This window comes from Arthrobacter alpinus (assembly GCF_900105965.1).
In the GTDB taxonomy this organism is placed as follows: Bacteria; Actinomycetota; Actinomycetes; order Actinomycetales; family Micrococcaceae; genus Specibacter; species Specibacter alpinus.
Genome location: NZ_FNTV01000001.1, coordinates 3,794,362 through 3,811,953, shown reverse-complemented (window position 1 = coordinate 3,811,953; position 17,592 = coordinate 3,794,362). Strand labels below are relative to the sequence as shown.

Genomic DNA, 17,592 nt, shown 5'->3' with positions numbered 1-17,592 from the left:
CCTCAGGCCTTCCGTGAGAACGCGGTGCGCAGGGAAAGCTTGCGGGAGTATTCGATCGATCCGTAGCGGAACAGGTGCACGGCAAGGCGAAGGGCCAGAACCCCAAAAATGAACAGTTCGGCAATTACAATGGCCGCCGATACTCCATTGAGCGATCCGAAGGCGTTACGCAGCATGGCGGTGACGGGAGCCGTGAACGGGAAGAATGTGAAGATTTGAACAATCATGGATCCGGGGTCACTGACCACCAACGTCACAACATAAAACGGAATGAACATCATGATCATGACAGGCGCAAATACGGCGCTGGCGTCCCTGGCCGTAGGCATGACCGCGCCGATCCCCACCAACACTCCCGTGAACAAGATGAAGCCGCCGATGAAAAGCAGGGCTCCCACCAGCATGGGGAGAAATTGGAATTGCAGTTCGGAGACGTCAAAGTCCGGCATATCCAGTTGTTCGCGAAAGAACACGTAGCCCAGCACCATGGGGGCGGCAAAAACCACTGACTGAACGGCGCCAACAAGGAACAGGGAAATCACTTTTCCCACCACCAACGTTGTGGGATTCAGCGTTGTCAGGATCATCTCGGTGACCCGGTTTTCCTTCTCCTCCAAGGTTGAGGCCAGCATCTGGTTGGCCAGCAAAATGATCACAACATAAAACAGAACCAGGAACAGCAGCGGAGGTACCACCGTGGCCAGTCCACCGGAACGCTCGCCGTTCTTGAACGTCTGCAAATCCGTGCTGAAGTTACCTTGGACAGCGGCCGCCAGCTCAGGTGTTCCCACCTGCTTCTGTGCCGAGAGAACAACTAGTTGCCTGGCAACGGCGTCATAACTGCCGTTCTTAAAGATGCCTTGATCCGTGCCGAACACCAGAACCGGTTCAGCCACCAAGCTGGCGGGAAAAGCAAAGTAAGCATTGAGGGTGCCGGCTTGGACCCGGCCCGCGGCGGTGGCAGGATCCTTTTCTTCCGTTCCACCCATGGCCTTGGCCAGGGCAGGATCAATCAGTGTTGAGGCGTCCGAATACGTGAACTCGAGGCTCTGGTCCTTGAGGGCATCTGCGCGCGATTGTGTTGAGGTGCTGCTGGCAAAAATCAGCGCAAAGACAATCCCCAACAGGACGGGGATGGCCAGGGTCGCTATCCAGAAGCGGCGCTTCTTCACCGTTCGAGTGAATTCAAATTGCACCACAGTGCCGAGGTTGTGCCGGGCCATCTCAGGCCACCTTTTCAGTCGCGGCGTGGGAGGGCCCGCCGGCACCTTCGCCGTATACCTCGATGAAGATGTCATCAAGGCTCCGTCTGGCTGCCTCGAATCCGCGAACCACCACTCCGGCCAGAACCAGATCCTTCAAGACCTGCGCCTCATCAACGGATTCGTCCACATTCAGCTCGGCATAGTTGTTCTCCAACCGGGTGATGGCATAGTGCGTTGATTCGGGGATGCTGCCGGAGTATTTGACCCTGATGGTCCGGCCACCAAATTGTTGTTGGACTTCCGCGATGGTGCCATAGGCATGGGCTGTACCGTCCTTGAGAAGAATAATGCGGTCACACAGCCGCTCCACCTCCTCCATCTGGTGCGTGACCATCATGACCGTGGCCCCCGCCTCCTTGCGTTCTTCGATGATGTCCATGAGCAGGCGCCGGTTCACGGGGTCGAAGCCCTTGGTTGGTTCATCCAGGATCAACAGCTCGGGTTCATTCATGATGGTCACGCCCAGCTGGATTTTTTGCTGCTCTCCCCCGGAGAGCTTGTCCACCCGCACGTTCGCCTTGTCTGCCAGATCAACCCGTTGCAGATAGTCGTTCGAAAAATGCAGCGCATCGACGCGAGACAGTCCCTTGAGCCGGCCAAAGTACGCCATGACATCACGCACGGATTCTTTCTTGTACAGCCCGCGCTCCTCGGGCAGGTAGCCCAGCCGGGAGCCAAAATCGTCGCTGAAAACCTTCCCGTTGATCTCCAAGGTTCCCGCCGTGGGACGGTAGATGCCCAGCAAAGCCCGGATCGTCGTGGTCTTTCCACTTCCATTGCTGCCCAGAAAACCAAACGTCTCGCCGCGTTCAACGTCAAAGGAGAGTCCCTCAATAACCTTCTTTTGACCAAAGTGCATGTGGAAGTCGTGCACGTGAATCAGCGGCGTGGAGGCGTTCATAGTGCCCAGCGTAGTCACATGCGGTCATCAACAGGGCGAAACTTGGGATCCACCGATGCAAAGATTGAGCCTATGACCGTTGAACTGCCGTTGTTGCTGGACCTTTTGGGCGTCTTTTTCTTCGCCGTCTCCGGCAGTCTGCTCGCAGCCCGGAAGGGTTTCGACCTAGTTGGATCGGTGCTGTTGGGGTCCATGGCCGGACTTGGCGGCGGGGTGGTGCGGGATGTGATTCTCAATCAGGGACCCCCCGCCGCGTTCAGCCACCCCATCTACCTGGCGCCGCCCCTTGTTGCCTCCCTGTTGGTCTATTTCACCGTCAAGAATGTCCAGCGCAGCGGCCGGCTCCTGTTCATGTTCGACGCCGGCGGGCTGGCCTTGTTCTGTGTCACCGGCACGCTCAAGGCCCTGGAGACGGGGATGAACCCGGTGGCCGGGATCCTGTTGGGCGTCACCACCGCTGTGGGCGGCGGGATTCTGCGCGACATCACGGCCAACGAGGTCCCGAGCATTTTTGATCCCAAGGATCTGTACGCCATCCCGGCCTTCATCGGGGCTGGCCTGGCCACCGGGCTGTGGCATCTGGGCTGGCTGAACCTAACGACCGGAACCGCCGCAGCCGTGGTGGTTTTCACCCTTCGCATGCTGAGTCTGCACTATGGCTGGCATGCGCCCCTTGCAGCCCGCAGCTGGACACCGCGCCGTGCCCGCCGCGGCTAGAATTGAACTCTGAGTGCGTAAATTCCAATTTTCGGAGATTTGAATGTCTGACATGTTCGTAGAGAAATTCCGCGGCCTGGTGCCCCAGTACCTGGAGGAACCGTGGCAGGAAGCCGACGGGATCGAATGGGCTGACCTGGAAGCGGTCTTTGCGGAATTGAAGATCACTGTCCCGCTGGCGTTGCGCGAATTCCTGCATGCACTGGGCAACTGTGAAGACATCATGGAGGCGTACTACTACTTCTGGGATCCGGAAGAATTCGAAATCCAGGACGGCTACCTGCTCTTCCTCGAGGACGAGGAAGAGAGCTACACCTGGGGCATGCTTGCCGATCAGGCTGATGTTCCGGACCCCATTGTGTGGCGCCGCAACAACGCCACGGGCGAGTGGGTCAATGAAGAGGGCACCTTCAGTGAGTTTGTGTTTGACATGCTCGAATGGGTATTCACCGAGGTCCTGAGCGAAGACGACTAGCGACTGGCTAACTGGCTACCTCCAGCTATGGGAATATTCTTCCTCTGGAGGTAGCGTTGCGTTATGGATGCACAGGAGCAAAGAAGCGCGCTAGTTCCGGACCCGGTAGCGATTGTCGGGCTGGTGGAAAAACTCATCGAGGGCATCTGGCCTCGCTCCGAAGCGGAGAGGAAATCCTTGTTCCAGCGCTTGGGGTTCACCTCGGGCGCCAGCTGGGACGATCCCGTGCCGGCGTCGCCTTTGGCCCACTACGCCCTGTCAACCAAGCAGCCCGGTCAGATCTCCTCATCGTGGAACTCCTTCAACGGCCGATTCATGGGCGTCAGCCTGCAGCTCTACACGTCCATGGACACCGACAACCCCTCCACCCGGCAGGGGTATGAGGATTTTCGGCAGCACTTCGCCACCATTTATGGCGAAGGCGTCAACCCGTGGCACGATCCGATCGTTCAGGCGTGCGTGTGGAATGTGAATGGGCGGCGGATTGCCATCCGCTTCTTCAACCTCCAGCACAGCGGCATGCTGCTCACAGTGGACGACGCCGGACTGGCCACTGCCGCTGAAGCCGAGGCCCGGCGTCGCAATGCCCCCACGCACTGGAATGACAGCGAGGAGCGGACGAGCCCCTTCAATCTCCCCCAGCTTGGGGTCATCAGAGGCTAAACGTCGCGAGAAACCACGGCTTCGGCAAAGCTCATCAATGCGCTCTTGACGATGCCCTCCGGCATGGGTTCGAGTGCGGAAATGGCGGAGTCCGACCATTCCCGGGCCACGGCCCAGGACTCGGCGGTAACCGGGTGTCCACGAAGAGCGTCAACGGCCTCGGCCAGGGCTTCATCGCTGGACAGATCGCCGTCGACAAGTGTCAACACCTTGTCGGCGTCGGCATCGCCCTTGGCTGCTGCCTTGCGCAGCAACAGCACCGGAAGGGTGGGGATGCCTTCACGCAGATCCGTACCGGGCGACTTGCCGGAAACCTTCTTCAGCCCGGTCACGTCGATGACATCGTCGGCCAACTGGAAGGCAACGCCAACCTTTTCACCGTATTCCAGCATGACGTTTTGCAGTTCCTCCGGCACGCCGGCGAAAATGGCGCCAAGCTGACCCGAGGCGGCCACCAGCGAGGCCGTCTTATCTGCAATAACTGACAGGTAGTGATCGATGGGGTCTTCGTCCTCGCGCGGACCAACCGTCTCATGCAGCTGGCCCAGGCACAGGCGCTCAAAAGTGCGGGCCTGAATTTCCAGTGCCCGGCCACCGAGTTGCGAGACCAGGATCGAGGCGCGGGCAAAAATGAGGTCGCCAGTCAGGATGGCGACCGTGTTGCCCCAGACCTCATGGGCTGTGGGCGCTCCGCGGCGGAACGGGGCCGAATCCATGACGTCGTCGTGGTAGAGCGTGGCCAGGTGCGTCAGTTCAACGACGACGGCGGCCTGCACCACTTCCTTCCGTTCCGGGTCCCCGAGGTGGGCGGCAAGAAGGGCCAACAGCGGGCGGATGCGCTTGCCCCCGGCTTCCACCAAGTGGCGGCTCGTTGCGTCCGCTAGAGGATCGGAGTGTGCAATGGCCTCTCGCAGCACCTTTTCCACCTTCGCCATTCCCAGCGAAATGGAGGGTCCCAGATCAGCGTCCTCTGCGACGGCCGAAAATCCTGCCGGCAGTTGCAGCCCCGTGGCAATAGCCATGGTGCTGGGGTTCGGATCGTGCTGTTCAGGGCGCCCTTGACCTGCATGGGTCCAGCTATGGTTCGCGGAAGTAGTCACTGCTTAACACTAACTATTGGTAGGGATTCTTGCTTGGACGTTCGGTTGCTCTCCTGGTTACTGGTGGCCGGAACCAACTTTTCCAGTAGATGAATCACTCTATCCTCAAAACCACGTTCACTTGTGTCCGTGAGATTGGCCATCAGGCGGACCACAAAGCGCATCAGAATCGGCATCGGCATACCCGTGCGCAAGGCCAGTTTCATAATGCCGGGGTTGCCAATGAGGGATGCAAAGGCGCGGCCCAAGGTGAAGTGGCTGCCCCATTGATCGCGGATGAAGTCGGAGTAGCCGGAGAGCGCATGGTTGGCGGCCAAGGAGGAGTTGGTTCCTGCCGCTCGGACAATGGAATCAGCCGCATACCGGCCAGATTCCATGGCGTAGGAAATACCCTCACCGTTGAAGGGGCTCACCATGCCACCGGAATCGCCCAGCAACATCAGACCGTCGGAGTAATGCGGGGTCCTGTTGAAGCCCATGGGAAGCGCAGCTCCACGGATGGGGCCCACCTGGTTCTCAGGGGTGAACCCCCATTCGGCCGGCATGCCGGCGGTCCAGTCACGCAAAACCTGACGGTAGTCCAGCTTGCCAAATTCCTTGGACGAGTTCAGGATTCCCAGCCCAACATTGGCCGTGCCGTCGCCGACGCCGAACACCCACCCGTAACCGGGGAGCACCTTGCCATCCGGCGAGGACAGCTCCAGCCAACCCTCCATCCACTCTTCGTCGTGGCGTGGCGAGGTGAAGTAGGTGCGGTAAGCAACGCCCATGGGCCGGTCATCACGCTTGGCAAAGCCGTGCGAGACGGCGGTGCGGGTGGAGTTGCCATCGGCGGCGAGGACAATATCGGCGAAGAAGTCCGCGCTTTCGCCCGTCTTCCTCCCTGCGTCATCCAAAAGCGACGCCCTGGCACCCACCACGGTTCCGGCGTCGTCCGTCAAGACGGTGGAAACCGAGTGTCCTTCCAGGATCACGGCGCCGGCGCCGCGGGCATGGGCGGCCAGTGATTCGTCAAAGCCAAGCCGGGTGCGGATGAGCCCGTAATTGGGGAAGTTGCTTAGTTCGGGCCAAGGGACCTCGATCTGGCGGCCGCCGGCAATCAGGCGCAGGCCCTTGTTGCGGCGCCAACCTTCTGCTGGATCGTGCGGCAGGCCCATGAGCTGCATTTCCCGTACGGCGCGCGGGGTCAGGCCGTCACCACAGACCTTTTCACGCGGGAAACGGGTCTTTTCCAGCACTGTGACCTCGAGGCCCGCAGATGCCAGATGGTAGGCCGCGGTGGATCCGGCGGGGCCGGCGCCTACTATCAATACCTTCATGCTGTGTGGGGCTTGGTAGCGCGGTGTACGGCCACGATGCCGCCGCTGAGATTCCGGTATTTCACCGATTCCCACCCGGCCTCGGTGAGCCAGGCGGACAAATTGTCCTGGTTGGGCCATGCCCGGATGGACTCGGCCAGGTAGACGTAGGCGTCCGGGTTGGAGGCCACCTTCTTGGCGATCGGCGGCAGGGCGCGCATGAGGTACTCGGTGTAAACGGTCCGGAACGGGGAGAAAGTTGGGTGTGAGAATTCGGCCACCACCAAGGTGCCACCGGGCTTGGTCACGCGCAGCATCTCGCGCAGTGCCTTCTTCGGGTCAACCACGTTGCGCAGCCCGAAGGAGATGGTGGAGGCATCGAAGGAATCATCCGCGAACGGCAGGTTGGTGGCATCTCCGGCAACAAAATCGATGTCCGGGCGGCGACGTTTGCCCACCTTGAGCATGCCAACGGAAAAATCGCAGGCAACCACGTGGACGCCGGCATCGGCGTACGGTTCGCTGGAGGTTCCGGTTCCTGCGGCCAGATCCAGGACACGCTGGCCGGGGACGGCACCAACCGCGTCAACCACAACGCGGCGCCACCGGCGGGTCTGGCCCATGGACAAGATGTCATTGACGATGTCGTAGTTCGGGGCCACGTCGTCAAACATGGCTGCCATTTCTTCCGGACGCTTATCCAAGGATGCACGGTTCACCCCTTTAGTGTCTCAAACTTTGCCCTGGTTCGCGCATTGAGGTGGCGTAGTTGTGGGCCATCACACCGGCCTGGACCGCGCCACAGCACGCTTCTTGCGTCCCTGAACGCGAATCCGCCCCGGGCGAGTAATCTTGAACCATCATGACTGCTTCCTTGGGCACCCATCCGCTGCGCACACTGACCACGGCATTGGACCTAGCCACGCTGGGTGAACTCGGCATCACCGGACCGGCCAGCTTGCTGCACAAGAATTCCGCCACGGATCCCTTGTGCTGGCTGCGCCGCGGCGAAGGCCTGCTGGGCTTCGGTGAAATTGCTTCATTTACAAGTTCCGGCCCGTCTCGCTTCGCCGACGCGGAAGCGTGGTGGAAGGATCTGCTGGCCCACGCCGCGATTGAGGATTCCGTGCGGATGCCCGGCACCGGCGCCATGGCCTTTGGCTCTTTCGCGTTCTCCAAGACCAGCGCCTTCGATTCCCTGCTGATACTCCCCTCCGTGGTGGTGGGTTTTTCCAGCGGCACGGCTTGGCTCACCCAGTTGACCCTCGACGGTACGGTCCCCACGGTGGATTCCGCCTTGGCCCTGTTGCGGACAGCCGCTGCTTCGGCTGCTGCTGAAAATTCGACGCCGGACACCCCCTCCGCGGGCACCGTGCGGTCAGGCGCACTGACAGAGGAACAGTGGAAGAAAACCGTTGCGGCCGGGGTGGAAGCGATTGTGCGCGGCGGGCTGGAAAAGGTGGTTTTGGCCAGGGATGTGGTGGCCACCTTCCCGGAACCCGTGCAGAGAGTTTCAATTCTGCAACGATTGGTCCGTCTATACGATGAGTGCTGGACCTATGCCGTGCGCGGCCTGGTCGGGGCAACGCCGGAAATCCTCATCAAGGTGGACGGCTCCACGGCACAGGCCAGGGTCCTGGCCGGGACTCTGGACCGCGAGGATGAACCCGCCGGATCCACCGGATTTGCTACTGCCGTTTTGGGCGGCTCGGCCAAGCAGCGCCAGGAACATGACTTTGCCGTTCGGTCCCTGACCCGGCAGCTGGCTCCCTTCGCAACGGACCTCTCTTTCCCCACGGAGCCGTTCATCTTGGAGCTCCCCAATGTGTGGCATTTGGCCTCCGATGTCACCGCCGAACTTGCCAGCTCCAACGGCCACCTCCCTACGTCTTTGGCCCTTGTTGAGGCGCTCCATCCCACGGCGGCCGTGTGCGGGACGCCCCGCGAGGACGCCGGGGAACTGATCCTTGAACTGGAAAAGATGGACCGCGGCCCCTACGCCGGACCAGTAGGTTGGCTCGATGGTGCCGGCAACGGCGAGTGGGGCATTGCCTTGCGCGGAGCCATGCTCGAGGATGAACACAATGTTCGCCTCTATGCCGGGGCAGGCATCGTGGAAGCCTCGGACCCTGCCGCCGAGCTGGCGGAAACGTGGGCCAAATTCCGGCCCATGCTTCAGGCCTTGAACCTTCCGCACCATCCTTAGCGGGCCCCAGCACCCCCTTGGCTGTCCGGAATCCCGGACAGAGGCCGAGTAGAGGGTCTTGCCAGACAGGCTGGTAAGTTGTTCAATAGTCAAATGTAGTTTACCGTGATGCAAATCACAGCGATATACACTAGTTTTCATTAGACAGTGCCCCCAGGAATCAAGTGCTCCAAGAAACAAAGGGATAACCATGCAAATCTCATCCAAGCTGACCATTCGCTTGGCCGCAGTTGCGGCCGCCGCAGCCTTGGCCCTGACCGGCTGCACCACTGCATCCCAGGATGGCGGCACCGACAGCACGGGAGGCCCCTCGCAGGCTGCCGCTTTTGACCCGAGCACGGTTGCCAAAGACGATGCGCTGATCGCGCTGTTGCCCGCGGCACTCAAGGACAAGGCGACTCTCGAGGTCGGTTCGGACACGTCATACGAGCCCGCTGAATTCCTGGACAAGGATGGCCAGACTCCGATCGGCTACGACGTGGACATCGCCAAGGCCATCGCGGCAACGCTGGGCAAGAAGGCTGTTGTCCACACAGCCGACTTCTCCTCCATCATTCCCAAGATCGGTACCGTTTACGATCTGGGCATCTCCTCCTTCACGATCAACCCGGAACGCTCCGAGGCCGTGAACTTTGTGAGCTACTTCAACGCTGGCGTCCTGTGGGCCGTACAGAAGGGTAACCCCAAGGGCATCAGCATGGACGATCTCTGCGGTAAAAAGATCGGCGTTCAGACCGGCACGGTTGAAGAAGATCCCGATGTAAAGGACCGCTCAGCCAAGTGTGTTGCCGACGGCAAGGCGGCTATCGAGATAGTTTCCTTGAAGAACCAGACGGAAGTTACCACCCGCCTGGTGGGCGGCACGATTGACGCCATGAGCGCCGATACCCCCATCATCAACAACGCCTTGGCCAAGACCAACGGCCAGCTGGAAACCTTGGGCGAAACCTATGACTCTGCCGAGCAGGGCATCGCGATCGCCAAGTCCGACACCGAATTTGCCGCCGTCATTGAAAAGGTCATGAACAAGCTCATCGAAGATGGCAGCTACAACAAGATTCTCACCACCTGGAACAACCAGGACGGCGCATTGAAGGCAGCCGTCCTGAACCCGACGGCTGGCTAACCCTTGAGCCGCCTAAGCTCACGAAGGGCTGCCACTGGCGGAAGTGCGGATGTGGACCTGATCGACGCGGTCCCCGTCCGTCACCCGTGGCGGTGGGTCGGTGCCGCATTCATCTTGCTGGCGCTCATCCTTGCCATCCAATCGATGACCACCAACGAGAAGTTCTACTGGGGAACTTTCAGGGCCTACGTCCTTGACGTCCTTGTTATTCAAGGCGTTGGCTGGACACTCATCCTGACGGTGACCTCCATGGTCATTGCCATTGTGCTGGCCATCCTGTTGGCGTTCATGCGGCAATCGGACAACCCGTTGTTCAGGTATGTTTCCTGGGTCTGGGTCTGGTTCTTCCGCGGCACGCCCGTGTACACACAGCTGTTGTTCTGGGGATCCATTGGTGCTCTTTATCCCAAGATCATCGTGGGGGTTCCTTTTGGCCCCGAGCTCTTTTCCTGGGATACCGCCACGGTTATCAACGCCACTGTGGCCGCCATCGTGGGCCTTGGTCTCAACGAATCCGCGTACCTGGCCGAGATTTTCCGTGCCGGCCTGAAGTCTGTGGACAACGGTCAGATGGAAGCTGCCGAGGCCCTCGGAATGCGCCGTTCAAAGGTCATGTGGCGGATCATCCTGCCCCAGGCCATGCGTGTGATCATTCCTCCCACCGGCAACGAGACCATCGGCATGCTCAAGACCACATCGCTGGTTTTGGCCGTACCGTTCACCTTGGACCTGACGTTCGTCACCAATGCCTTGGCGAGCCGGACCTTCCTGCCCATTCCGTTGTTGATGGTTGCGGCGTTCTGGTACCTGGTGATCACCTCGGTCTTGATGGTTGGCCAGTACTACATTGAAAAGCACTTCGGCAAGGGTGTTGACAACGTCATGAAGGCTCCCGTCAAGGCAACGGCCGCCGTTGCGGCGGCTCATGCCAAGCCGATTGACGGCGCCGATGAGACCACGGAAGGTGGCAAGTAATGACTGAAACCACCTCAACAACCAGCCCTGCCCACGCTGCTCCCAAGCCGCTCGTGGAAATCCAGGGTGTGCACAAGTTCTTTGGTGAGCACCACGTGCTCAAGGGCATCGACATGACGGTAAAACCGGGCGAGGTCTCGGTAATCATCGGCCCGTCCGGTTCCGGCAAATCAACGCTCTTGCGCTGCATCAACCTTCTGGAGACCATCAGCGCCGGACGGATCTACGTCCACGATGACCTCATTGGCTTCAAGGAAGTCAACGGCAAGCTGCATGATCTGAACACGAAGGCGATCGCGGCACAGCGCCGCGAGATCGGCATGGTGTTCCAGCGCTTCAACTTGTTCCCGCACAAGACGGCCCTGCAAAACGTGATCGAGGCGCCCACTCAGGTGAAGCGCCAGTCGAAGGCCGCCGCCAAGTTGAAGGCGCGCGAGCTACTGGAAATGGTGGGCCTTTCAGACCGCGCCGATTTCTACCCCTCGCAGCTTTCCGGCGGGCAGCAGCAGCGTGTTGCCATTGCCCGCGCCTTGGCCATGGAGCCGGAGTTGATGCTCTTCGATGAGCCCACCTCAGCCCTTGACCCGGAGCTGGTGGGCGACGTCCTGGAAGTGATGAAGAATCTGGCCAAGTCAGGCATGACCATGATCGTGGTGACTCACGAAATCGGTTTCGCCCGCGAGGTTGGCGACACCCTGACCTTCATGGACGGCGGCGTGGTGGTGGAGAGCGGTAAACCGCGCGACATCATCTCCAACCCCCAGCATCACCGCACCAAGGAATTCCTCAGCCGGGTCCTGTAGTGCTTTGGCGGTGCCGGGGTTGCGATTCCCTCGCGGGCAGTAAGATTTTCTCGGTCGCTGGGCGACCCTCAAAATCCATCCCCGCTCCGGGAATCGCGACCCCAGCACCAATCTGCCCCTTGTCGCGGTGTCAGATGATGACGTTCAAGGCCGCGGTGTACCCGGTTTCCACCGCCCCGGACGTTGACGCCAATTGGTGAACGCCGCCGTCGTCACCAAAAACCATGTCGGCAGCCAGAGGGGTGTTGGGGAAATTCTGCTGGCTGGATTCATACCCTGTTGACGCGTACACCTCCTTGCAGGAAGCCTCCGTCATGGCAATTTGGGATGTGCGCAGGATCTGACCGGCTGAGGTGGCATTGGACATGCTCTCAAATACCTCAAAGTGGATATGCGGCCAACGGCCGTTGTAGGCTCCCGGGAAGATCGTGGTGAAGGTGAGCTGGCCGTTGGCATCGGCCTCCTGAACCCCACGCAGGAAGTTCTCGTTCTCCAGCCCCTGGTCGTACAGCGAATATTTGCCGTCCTTCGTGGCGTGCCACGCGTAAACAGCGGCCCCGGCCAGCGGTTTGCAGCCCTGGGCATTGTCCAAAAGCGTCAACGTGACTGTCAGCGGAACGCCCTCAGCCTTGGTGGTTGACGAGCCAAAACTGGCCGTGATGTCTTGACGAACCACGCCTGAGGCCGTGAGGACATCGGGCCCGTTGGAACCATCGGCGGGGTAGGGTCCGCCGGTCTCCTCCGGGGTGTCGGCCGTGGCGGCGGTGCATTCTGCAAGGGCGCGAGTGACCTGGGCCGTAGCCTCCGGTGTGCCGGCCGTGGCCGTTGTCGGGGCGGCGGTCGAGGTTGCGGCAGCTGAGGCAGGGGCGCCGTTGCCGGCCGGCGTGCAGGCCGCCAATCCGGCAACTGCCCCTGCGCCAAGCATCAACCCGAGCGTGCGCCGGCGAGTGAACATGGTGCCCAGGTCAAATTCGAGGCCTCGGTCGTGATCGGGATGCGGTGAGTTTGTCATGTTATTCACTCCATCAGAGGCTCCTATGCACCGGCTGTGCACCTGCTGTACCAAGGATACGAGCACCACATGCATCAAGTCGCGGCTAGTCGGCGGCTAGGGCCGCCTTGATGTTGGCATGCAAGTCCCGCAGCCCGTCACGGCTGGCCGCCACCTCGATGATCTGCCGCCCCTCAACGGGTCCGGCGAGTGCAGTGACAAGTTCGGCCGCCGTTCTAACCAGGGTGTGGTCCCAACCGTAGGCAGTGGCGAGGGCCGCGAGCTTCACCGTGTGCGGCGTGCCAAAGAAGCGTTCGACGGCGGAAGCATAGTTGGGCGCCTTCCCCAGCGTTCCGTGCTCCAAGACCGAGAAGATGCCACCGCCGGCATCGTTAAGGACAATCACCTGAACGTTGGGCACTTGTTCGGTGGGCCCAATGTTCAGTGCCCCGGAATCATGCAGGAAGGTCACATCACCAAGCAGCACCCGAGTTGCCTCCCTCGTGGCGAGGGCAATGCCGGTTGCCGTGGCAAGGGTTCCGTCAATGCCGGCCAGGCCACGATTGGCGAAGGTCGTGACATTGTTCCCGGGCGTTGGCTTTCCTGCCAGATCAACGTCGCGGATGGGATTGGAGGAACCAAGCATGAGGTTGCTGCCGGGTTCCTTTTGTGCCCGGGACCAGACATGACGGGCCACCTCCGGTCCGCTCAGTTCACCGCCAGTGGTCGCGGCACCAGCCAAGACACTTTCCAGCGCCGCCTCAGCCATGGCAGCCACCTGATGCCACGCACTCAGCCAGCCTGCGGGCCCGTGTCCTGCGAAGCCCACCAGCTGATCCCACTGAGTCAAGATCAATTCTGTGCGGCGCCCGGCCTCAAACCACGGCACGGGGTTGGGCAGAAAAAGCGCCCGTTCAAGGTTCGGATTGGCGAGCAGCCCGCTTATCTGGCGCGAGAGTGTTGGTCGCCCAAAGAGCACCACCCGTTCAATGGGCATGGCGCTGTCGGGGCCGAACTTCTCCAACAGCAAGCGGTAAGGGCCAATGGCATTGGGCCCAAAGCGCGCATTGGAAGAAGGCTCGGCCAAGAGGGGCAATCCGAGCATTCGCGCAAAGTATTCAGCTTCCACCCCGGCTCCGTGACCGGCCACCACCACCGTCCTGTGACTGCTGGACGGCAGGGCGGCTGGAACACCGCTGCCCGGAACGGACGTCACACCCGAGGCAACATCGCTGGCGTCGGAGGTTCCGTCGTCGGATTCAAGTGTTTCAGGAGCGGAAGGAACCTCAATCTCAGGCAGGAGGCGTTCCCATTCCGAACCATCCAGGGCAGGGGTCAGGGGGTCGCGGAACGCCAGGTTGACCTGCACGGGCCCGGCAGGGATCCCCTCGATATGCCCGCGAGCTGCGCTCAGTGCAGTGGCAATGGCGCTCGTGGGATCCACCCCGGCCGGGACGTCAGTGGCAAAACGGACATGCTCACCAAAGAGATCCAGCTGCTGCGTTGTTTGGTTGGCTCCGGTGCCTCGAAGCTCTTCGGGGCGGTCGGCGGATAGGACAAGCAAGGGGGTTCCGCCGTGGTTGGCCTCCATGACGGCAGGAAGGAGATTACCCACGGCCGTGCCGGAAGTGGTCACAATGGCGGCTGGAACACCTGACGCCAAGGCCAGACCCAGCGCCGTGAAACCGGCCACCCGTTCGTCAACGCGCACGTAATTGCTCAGCCTGCCATCGGCTTCTGCTTCGGCGAGGGCGTAAACGAGCGGGGCGCTGCGGGATCCCGGGGCCACCACCACATGAGCAATCCCTGCGCGTTCCAGAGCATCGACAACATAACGGGCGGCATCCATGGAGCTAAGTAAAGTCACGCTCCCTACTCTATCCACCCGCCCTTTAGGCCAGGCACCGGGCTTTGGAGCAGGGCGTAAGTGCGGCGGAGCCGGTCCAGCCACCAATCCCGACGCTCGGCCGGTGCGGCGAACCGTGCAAGCAACTCCGGATCGGCCACAACGTTCCGAACTTCCATGCCACCATCCACGGCGACAAGCGACGGCGTGGCCACATCCGCTGCCATCAAGGACACTGTGCCCAAACCGCAGGCGAAGGGCAGCTCCGGCAGCGCGGCCGCCAGTGCCAAGCCGGTGCCAATACCCACCGAGGAGTCCAGTGCGGAACTGACCACTGCTGGCAGTCCGGCCTCCGCCACGATCTCCAGCGCACGCCGGACTCCACCCAAGGGGGCGGCCTTGACCACCAGGAGATCGGCGGCCCCGGCTCGGGCCACGGCGAGAGGATCCGTGGCCTTGCGAACGCTTTCGTCGGCAGCGATCAGGACAGAACCGGAAAGCGCCGTGCGCACGGCCGCCATCTCGGCAATTGTGGCGACAGGCTGCTCTGCATACTCCAACCCAAAGACACTCAACATGCGCAGTGCCGAAACTGCCTGATCAACGCCCCAACCCCCATTCGCGTCCACCCGGATCTTGGCCTCGGGCAGCAAATGCCGCACGGCACCCACCCGGGCGGCGTCATCCGACATGGACTGGCCTGCCTCGGCAACCTTGATCTTCACGGTGTGGACGGCGTCAAAAGCCCCCAACACGGAGGGCACCTCGGCGGCGGAAACCGCAGGAACTGTCGCATTCACGGGAACCCAGTCACGCACCGGCGCCGGGTACCCAAGCCAGCCAGCCTCCAAAGCCGCGGCCAACCAGCGGGAGGACTCTTCGTCGTCGTACTCCAGGAACGGACCAAACTCACCCCAGCCTGCCGGGCCTTCAAAAACCATGACCTCACGGGTCACCACACCCCTGAACTTCACCCGCATGGGCAAGGAGACCACGTGGGCGGAGGACAGGATCGCATCGAGCGTAGGGAGTGAAAACATGTCTTCACTGTAGCCCGGTGGTCAGCAATCTCCCATGAAACTGTGGGAACCTAGAAGTGATGAATACCCATGCCGCATCTCACCGCTCAGGCCCGTCCGGCCGTGTTGTTGAACGCATTTCCGCGTGGCCATTCCTGGTTGCGGCGCTCATAAGTTTGGCCGGTTTGGTGTTGAGCTACCGGTTTTTTGTAGAAACGGCCACTGGCCAGTTCATTGACGAATCTGCCCTGGTGGAGGCGGTCGTGGCCCGCCAGCGGATCGGCACGCAAACGGCCCAGGTGCTGGATTATTTGCCTGCCACCTCCGTGGTTCTCGCCACGCTGGTGGTCCTCTTTGTCACCCTGGCCCGGCGACGATGGAAGGCCGCCGGTATTGCCATCGCCGCCATGGCCGCCGCGAATCTCTCCACCCAGCTCATTAAGGCACTGCTGCCGGACCGTCCAGAGCTTGGCGTCAATACGCTCGCGCTGAACTCGCTGCCCTCGGGACACAGTACGCTCGCCGCCAGTGCCGCGGCCGCCGTGTTCCTCGTGGTCTCGCCACGATGGCGCCCCGCCGCCGCCTTTGTTGGCGGCAGCTACGCCATCGTGGCCGGCATGTCGACGCTCATCAACCAATGGCACCGACCCGCCGATGTTGTTGCTGCCTTCTTTGTGGTGGCCTTCTGGACAGCACTGGCCGCGCATGTGGTTATGCGCAGTGGTTCGCGGTGGAATGTGTGGCTCGGCTCGGGAGAGCACTGGGCCTCGAGGCGCTGGTGGACCGCACTGGCAGCCCTGCTGGCCGTGCTCGCCTTGGCGTCAGGCGCACTGATTTACAGTTCCGTCATGGGCGCCGAAGACACCAGCACCACCAGTTTCTTCCTTGTGGGCGTGTGCCTGATCATCGCTGTTGGCTATGGCTTGACCTTTGCCAGCACACTGCTGGTGACCCTGCCCGTACGACGCCGGAGCTTTCGCTAGCGAGCTAGCGCGATACGGGTCTGTTGCGGGGAATCGAGTAGCCCAACATTGCTGCCGCACCCAGACCCAACAGTCCCGTTGCTGCGATGCCGAACGGGAGCGTCACGGCGGCCGTGAGTCCAGCCAAGATGGCCGGACCGCTTGATCCGCCGGCGTCCGCCATGAATCTCCAGATACCCAGGAATTGGGCCCTGCCATTGCGCGGAGAGTAGTCCGCCCCCAGGGTCATGATGAGTCCGGAACCAATGCCGTTTCCAAAACCGATCAGCAAAGCCACCAGCAGCAACGAAAAGGCACCTGTGGTTAGTGGCATGAGGAGCAGCGAAACGCCCATGAGCACCATGGAGGGAACGGCCACGGCAATCCGTCCCTTCTTGTCCATGACCTTGCCGGCCGGGTAAAACACCAGCATGTCGATGGCCCCGGACAGCCCGTAGATCAGTGATGTCACGGCTGGGTTGAGTCCCAGATTGTCTGCCCAGAGCGGTACCACCACTTGACGCGAAGACCGCACGGAGCTGACCAGCAGCACGCCGATGCCAACCGTTAGAAACACTTTTCGGTGGGTGGCCAGCAACGAGACGACAGTGACTTTCGGTCCTGCCGGTGCCGCACCGTCGGCATTGACCAGATCCGGCAGCCACCAGGCGACAACCCCGGCGGCCGTGACAGCCACTGCCGCAACCCAGTATGCGCCAGGTAGTCCGACCAGATGAATAAGGAGGGCTCCAATGAACGGGCCCGCGAAAAGTCCGATTCGCCCCACACCGCCCAGGGTGGACATGGCCCGTGCGCGCATGAGCGGCGGCACCGCCTCGGTGAGATAACTCTGGCGAGCCAGATGGAACACGGCCGAGGCCACGCCTATCAAAAACACTCCGGCACCAAAGGCCCAGAGGTTGTGGCAAAACACGCAGATGAGCATGGCAACCAGGCTCAGCGCGGAGGCCCCAAGCATGCCGAGGCGCTCACCAAATTTCGCCGTAATGATGGATGCCGGGATGTTGCTGACCAGCGATCCTATGCCGATGAGGGAGACCACTAGTGCGGCACCCGCCAAGGAGGAACCCATATCCCTGGCACTGAGCGGGATGACGGGCAAAATGGCGCCCTCACCAATGCCAAACAACAGTGACGGCCCAAACGCCGGAATGGCGATGGACCAAAGGTTGAAGTCTTGAGGGTCGGCTGCTTTGCTCACTGGCACAACTCTAGACCCGTCCC

The 17,592-nt window shown here is 61.4% G+C and carries 17 protein-coding genes; 8 read left to right on the top strand and 9 right to left on the bottom strand.

Annotation, left to right across the window (positions count from 1 at the left end; translation table 11 throughout):
• Window positions 1-2: 2 nt before the first annotated feature.
• Both BLV41_RS17460 and BLV41_RS17455 read right to left on the bottom strand, forming a co-directional pair.
• Complete coding sequence (locus BLV41_RS17460; protein WP_074712743.1) at window positions 3-1,223, bottom strand: ABC transporter permease; 1,221 nt, start codon at window positions 1,221-1,223, stop codon at window positions 3-5.
• A gap of 1 nt (window position 1,224) precedes the next feature.
• Window positions 1,225-2,166, bottom strand: a complete 942-nt coding sequence (locus tag BLV41_RS17455) for an ABC transporter ATP-binding protein (RefSeq protein ID WP_074712742.1) — start codon at window positions 2,164-2,166, stop codon at window positions 1,225-1,227.
• A gap of 72 nt (window positions 2,167-2,238) precedes the next feature.
• Here BLV41_RS17455 and BLV41_RS17450 point away from each other — a divergent pair, with 72 nt between their 5' ends.
• From BLV41_RS17450 to BLV41_RS17440, 3 genes are all read left to right on the top strand, one after another.
• On the top strand, window positions 2,239-2,883 hold the full coding sequence (locus tag BLV41_RS17450; protein ID WP_044576042.1) for a trimeric intracellular cation channel family protein: 645 nt from the start codon (window positions 2,239-2,241) through the stop codon (window positions 2,881-2,883).
• Window positions 2,884-2,926: 43 nt separating this feature from the next.
• Window positions 2,927-3,358, top strand: a complete 432-nt coding sequence (locus BLV41_RS17445; protein ID WP_074712741.1) for a hypothetical protein — start codon at window positions 2,927-2,929, stop codon at window positions 3,356-3,358.
• 63 nt (window positions 3,359-3,421) lie between these two features.
• Window positions 3,422-4,021, top strand: coding sequence for a hypothetical protein (locus tag BLV41_RS17440; protein ID WP_074712740.1), 600 nt, complete (start codon window positions 3,422-3,424; stop codon window positions 4,019-4,021).
• Here the strand turns inward: BLV41_RS17440 and BLV41_RS17435 are convergent.
• From BLV41_RS17435 to BLV41_RS17425, 3 genes are read right to left on the bottom strand one after another with little or no spacing between them, the layout of a single operon-like run.
• On the bottom strand, window positions 4,018-5,121 hold the full coding sequence (locus BLV41_RS17435; RefSeq protein ID WP_074712739.1) for a polyprenyl synthetase family protein: 1,104 nt from the start codon (window positions 5,119-5,121) through the stop codon (window positions 4,018-4,020). The two genes, BLV41_RS17440 and BLV41_RS17435, sit on opposite strands and share 4 nt — an antisense overlap.
• Window positions 5,118-6,440 (bottom strand): geranylgeranyl reductase family protein, encoded by a 1,323-nt coding sequence (locus BLV41_RS17430; protein WP_074712738.1) that lies wholly within the window; start codon window positions 6,438-6,440, stop codon window positions 5,118-5,120. The genes BLV41_RS17435 and BLV41_RS17430 overlap by 4 nt, the downstream gene beginning before the upstream one ends.
• Complete coding sequence (locus BLV41_RS17425) at window positions 6,437-7,138, bottom strand: demethylmenaquinone methyltransferase (protein WP_074712737.1); 702 nt, start codon at window positions 7,136-7,138, stop codon at window positions 6,437-6,439. Before BLV41_RS17425 ends, BLV41_RS17430 begins: the two co-directional genes overlap by 4 nt.
• A gap of 143 nt (window positions 7,139-7,281) precedes the next feature.
• Here BLV41_RS17425 and BLV41_RS17420 point away from each other — a divergent pair, with 143 nt between their 5' ends.
• The 4 genes from BLV41_RS17420 (at window position 7,282) to BLV41_RS17405 (ending at window position 11,529) form a co-directional block, all read left to right on the top strand.
• The gene (locus BLV41_RS17420; RefSeq protein WP_074712736.1) at window positions 7,282-8,625 is read left to right on the top strand and encodes an isochorismate synthase; all 1,344 of its coding nucleotides are present in this window, start codon (window positions 7,282-7,284) and stop codon (window positions 8,623-8,625) included.
• 190 nt (window positions 8,626-8,815) lie between these two features.
• Complete coding sequence (locus BLV41_RS17415; protein ID WP_044576026.1) at window positions 8,816-9,751, top strand: ABC transporter substrate-binding protein; 936 nt, start codon at window positions 8,816-8,818, stop codon at window positions 9,749-9,751.
• Window positions 9,752-9,754: 3 nt separating this feature from the next.
• Window positions 9,755-10,726, top strand: coding sequence for an amino acid ABC transporter permease (locus BLV41_RS17410; RefSeq protein ID WP_244516957.1), 972 nt, complete (start codon window positions 9,755-9,757; stop codon window positions 10,724-10,726).
• Window positions 10,726-11,529, top strand: a complete 804-nt coding sequence (locus BLV41_RS17405; protein WP_044576021.1) for an amino acid ABC transporter ATP-binding protein — start codon at window positions 10,726-10,728, stop codon at window positions 11,527-11,529. Before BLV41_RS17410 ends, BLV41_RS17405 begins: the two co-directional genes overlap by 1 nt.
• Before the next feature lie 130 nt (window positions 11,530-11,659).
• Here the strand turns inward: BLV41_RS17405 and BLV41_RS17400 are convergent, their stop codons facing one another.
• The 3 genes from BLV41_RS17400 to BLV41_RS17390 form a co-directional block, all read right to left on the bottom strand.
• Window positions 11,660-12,541 (bottom strand): intradiol ring-cleavage dioxygenase, encoded by an 882-nt coding sequence (locus BLV41_RS17400; protein ID WP_074712734.1) that lies wholly within the window; start codon window positions 12,539-12,541, stop codon window positions 11,660-11,662.
• Between the two features lie 85 nt (window positions 12,542-12,626).
• The gene (gene menD, locus BLV41_RS17395) at window positions 12,627-14,369 is read right to left on the bottom strand and encodes a 2-succinyl-5-enolpyruvyl-6-hydroxy-3-cyclohexene-1-carboxylic-acid synthase (protein ID WP_074712733.1); all 1,743 of its coding nucleotides are present in this window, start codon (window positions 14,367-14,369) and stop codon (window positions 12,627-12,629) included.
• 23 nt (window positions 14,370-14,392) lie between these two features.
• Window positions 14,393-15,406: an o-succinylbenzoate synthase gene (locus BLV41_RS17390; RefSeq protein ID WP_074712732.1), complete on the bottom strand. Its 1,014-nt coding sequence runs from the start codon at window positions 15,404-15,406 to the stop codon at window positions 14,393-14,395.
• A 59-nt stretch (window positions 15,407-15,465) separates the two neighbouring features.
• Between BLV41_RS17390 and BLV41_RS17385 the strand changes: the two genes are divergently transcribed.
• Window positions 15,466-16,368: a phosphatase PAP2 family protein gene (locus BLV41_RS17385; RefSeq protein ID WP_074712731.1), complete on the top strand. Its 903-nt coding sequence runs from the start codon at window positions 15,466-15,468 to the stop codon at window positions 16,366-16,368.
• Window positions 16,369-16,372: 4 nt separating this feature from the next.
• On the opposite strand, the gene BLV41_RS17380 is transcribed toward BLV41_RS17385, so the two are convergent.
• Window positions 16,373-17,569, bottom strand: a complete 1,197-nt coding sequence (locus BLV41_RS17380) for an MFS transporter (RefSeq protein WP_074712730.1) — start codon at window positions 17,567-17,569, stop codon at window positions 16,373-16,375.
• Between the last annotated feature and the right edge of the window lie 23 nt (window positions 17,570-17,592).